Source organism: Rhodoferax sp. UBA5149, from assembly GCF_002413825.1.
In the GTDB taxonomy this organism is placed as follows: domain Bacteria; phylum Pseudomonadota; class Gammaproteobacteria; order Burkholderiales; family Burkholderiaceae_C; genus Rhodoferax.
Map to the genome: position 1 here is coordinate 3,701 of NZ_DHXT01000074.1, position 3,366 is coordinate 7,066.

Here is a 3,366-nt window from a genome sequence, read left to right on the forward strand (position 1 = left end):
GCGAGGGCTGGCGGCAGATTTCCTTCATAAGCTGAAGTCACCGCCAGAATCCCCTCGCGGTGCAGGTTGAGCTGCACCGGCAGGTTCACCATGACGCCGTCCCAGCCGCGCGCCACGATCACCGAGCACTCGGCTTTCAGCGGCAGCATTTTCTCCAGCACACAGGGCACGCCTTTGAGGGCGGCCCAGGCGGCGGCGAGCTCGGCCCGGGTCTTGACGCGCGCCTGGCCTTTGCCGTCGTAGCCCAGGCGTGCGGTTTTCAGGATACCGGGCAACAGATCGTCGGCCACGGCGGCCAGTTGCGCGGCGGACTCGATCACCGCGTACGGCGCGCAGGGCACACCACAACGCACAAAATGCGCTTTCTCCTTGACCCGGTCTTGCGCAATGCCCACCGCCTCGGCACTGGGCGCCACCGGCCGGGCCGAGCCCAGTGTCATCAGGGCGGGTGCCGGCACGTTTTCAAACTCGGTGGTGATGGCCGCGCAGCGCTGCATCAGCTGCGCCAGACCCTGCTCGTCCAGAAAATCGGTCTGGATGTGATAGTGGCTCACCAGCCCGGCCGGGCTGACCACATCGGGGTCCAGCACCACGGTGAAATAACCCATGGCCTGGGCCGCCTGCACGAACATGCGACCCAACTGACCACCGCCCATCACGCCCAGCGTGGTTTGCTGGCCGTTGCCCATAGTCCCAGGCAAAATCGTCTGACCGCTCATAGCACGGGCGGCAGCGTCATGCCGCGGGCGATTTCGGTCTGTTCGGCGCGAAAGGCATCGAGCTTGGCGCGCAAGGCAGGATTTTCATTGGCCAGCATGGCGACCGCAAACAGGGCCGCATTGGCGGCACCGGCGGCACCAATGGCGAAGGTGGCCACCGGGATGCCCTTGGGCATTTGCACAATGCTGTGCAGCGAGTCCACGCCCGACAGATGCTTGCTGGCCACCGGCACCCCCAGCACCGGCACCGTGGTTTTGGCCGCCAGCATGCCCGGCAGATGGGCCGCACCACCGGCGCCGGCGATGATGGCTTTGAGACCGCGATCGACGGCGCTTTCCGCGTAGGCGAACATATCATCCGGCATGCGGTGCGCCGAGACCACACGGGCCTCGTGCCCAATGCCGAACTGTTGGAGAATGTGGACTGCGTGCTGCATGGTGTCCCAGTCGGAGCTGGAGCCCATGACGACGCCGATTTGAATGTGTTTCATAGTGTTGAGGACAGCGTTGGCCAGTGCGATACGCTCAAGGCTTGACGATCTGTCCCGCAAGTGATCAGTGCCCAATTTTACTTTTTTACCCTGAGCCACCCGCCATGATGAACGTGACTGTTGAAAACTTTGATGACGAGGTGGTTGCCGCCTCGATGCAAACCCCGGTGCTGGTCGACTTTTGGGCGCCCTGGTGCGGCCCCTGCAAGGCGCTCGGTCCGCTGCTGGAAAAACTGGAAACCGCCTACGCCGGGCGCTTCAAGCTGGTCAAGATTGACTCGGACCAGGAGCAGGAACTGAGCCAGGCCTTTGGCATTCGCAGCATTCCGACCTGCGTGCTGATGTTCCAGGGCAAGCCGGTCGACGGCTTCATGGGCGCGCTGCCGGAGAGCCAGATCCGGGAATTTCTCGACAAACACCTGCCCGCCGACGAGGTGCTGGAAGCCGAGGTCACCAGCGTCGAAGTGAGCGACGCGCCGGCCGCCGACGACCCCGAGGCGGTGTACCAGGCACTGCATCAGGCGGTGCTGAAGAACCCGGACGACGAAAACGCCCGTTTTGATTTCATCAAGCTGCTGCTGCAATTGGGGCGCGACGACGACGCCAAGGTGGCTTTCGCTCCCGTGATTGCGAAAACCGCTCTGGTGCGGCGCTTTGATTCCTTGCAGCGCTGGATGAATGCTATTGATTTTGCAGCGGATCGCGCTGATTTGACGGGGGCTAACGCCGAGTTTGATGCAAAGATTGCGGCCAACAAGCGGGACTTCGACAGCCGCTTTGCCAAGGCCCAGACCCTGATCGCGGCGCAGAACTGGACCGGCGCCATGGACGAGTTGCTGGAAATCCTGATGCGCGACAAAGCCTGGGCCGACGACTTGGCGCGCAAGACCTTCATCGCCATTCTGGACATCATCGAGCCGCCCCAGGTCAAAGTGGCCGATGGCCAGATCCCGCCGGTGGACCCAACGGTGGCCACCTACCGCCGACGCTTGAGCAGCGTGGTGCTGAGCTAAACCCCAGCTCGCCGGTTTGAGGGCGCGCCGCCGACATCACGTTCCACCCCAGCGTGCTTCATCGCCGCGCCGCCGTCAGAAGCAGTTCGTTCGGCCCGACCCAGCCCTCGCTGGTCGTAAAAATGCCCAGACGCTGTTCCATCTCAGACCATGCGGCATCCGCGGCTTCGGGGCTGAGCCGACTGAGGATGTGCTGGATCGGGCTGGCCGACGCGCGAACGAAGTCGAGGTAATGGCGCGCCGTCGGCAGGCGAAAGGGCGCCTCCAGCGCCGTGCTTGCAATGTTCTGAAAACCCGCTGCTCGGAACAGCGCATCGAGCTGGCCCGGCTGGCCCAGACTCAACAGCCCGCCCGGCTGGAACGGGTCGCGCGCAGGCTGCCCCGCATGCTTGAGGGCGGTGGCCATCAGGATGCCCAGGCAGGGGTTGCGGTCTGGCCGCGAGAACACCAGGGTGCAGATGCCGCCGCCCTGCCGCAAGGCCCGGTGCATGGCGCGCAGCCCTTGCAGCGGGGCGGGGAAAAACATGAGTCCCAGTCGGCACACCACGGCGTCAAAGCTGGCGGGCTCCACCGGCAGCGCCTCGCCATCGGCCACCAGGGTCTGGACATGGTTGAAGCCGGCCTGCCGGGCGTTCTTCTGCGCCAGTGCCAGAATCGCTGGAGACAGGTCGGTGGCGAGGACGCGGCCGGTCGGGCCGACGCGCTGTGCGATGTCCAGCGTCTGGTCACCGGCACCGGCCGCCACATCCAGCACCGATGCGCCGGGACCGATGCCGGCCATGTCCAGCATGGCATCGGTGGCCTGGCGCAGCCAGGCGCGGATCTCCGAGGTGTGCTCGTTCCAGCCTTGCGCCGAACGGTCCCATTGCGCGCGGACCGCGGTCTTGAAAGCCTGGGCATCCGGGGTGGGGATCGGGGGCGAAACAGTTGTCATGACAAGCTCCTCGTGAATATCTGTCCTTGCAACACTGCAGGGCCAGTCTAGGCCTCGCCCCTGGGCGTCACAAGCCGCAGGCTCGCATAATGGGGTCGCACAAATGCATAACCCATCCCGACATCGCCCGCCATGTTCGACTGGAACGATCTGAAATACCTGCTGGCGGTAGCGCGCCACCAAAGCACCACGGCGGCCAGCCGCGCGCT

The 3,366-nt window shown here is 64.8% G+C and carries 4 protein-coding genes; 1 reads left to right on the forward strand and 3 read right to left on the reverse strand.

The genetic code is table 11. The features are described from left to right. Together B3V69_RS06185 and purE are read right to left on the reverse strand one after the other, a co-directional pair. On the reverse strand, positions 1-719 hold a 719-nt coding region (locus B3V69_RS06185; RefSeq protein WP_296444791.1), incomplete at its 3' end, for an ATP-grasp domain-containing protein. After that, complete coding sequence (purE, locus tag B3V69_RS06190; protein ID WP_296444793.1) at positions 716-1,210, reverse strand: 5-(carboxyamino)imidazole ribonucleotide mutase; 495 nt, start codon at positions 1,208-1,210, stop codon at positions 716-718. The genes B3V69_RS06185 and purE, both read right to left, overlap by 4 nt. A gap of 104 nt (positions 1,211-1,314) precedes the next feature. On the opposite strand from purE, the gene trxA reads away from it, so the two are divergent. Beyond that, entirely contained in the window at positions 1,315-2,223 is a 909-nt protein-coding gene (trxA, locus tag B3V69_RS06195) for a thioredoxin (RefSeq protein ID WP_296444795.1), read from the forward strand. A gap of 58 nt (positions 2,224-2,281) precedes the next feature. Here the strand turns inward: trxA and B3V69_RS06200 are convergent, their stop codons facing one another. Beyond that, positions 2,282-3,157: a class I SAM-dependent methyltransferase gene (locus tag B3V69_RS06200; RefSeq protein WP_296444796.1), complete on the reverse strand. Its 876-nt coding sequence runs from the start codon at positions 3,155-3,157 to the stop codon at positions 2,282-2,284. Positions 3,158-3,366 lie beyond the last annotated feature (209 nt).

Bases quoted from the DNA above. Each gene is read 5' to 3' on its own strand.
- purE (WP_296444793.1), bottom strand. From the start codon at position 1,210: ATGAAACACATTCAAATCGGCGTCGTCATGGGCTCCAGCTCCGACTGG.
- trxA (WP_296444795.1), top strand. From the start codon at position 1,315: ATGATGAACGTGACTGTTGAAAACTTTGATGACGAGGTGGTTGCCGCC.
- B3V69_RS06200 (WP_296444796.1), bottom strand. From the start codon at position 3,157: ATGACAACTGTTTCGCCCCCGATCCCCACCCCGGATGCCCAGGCTTTC.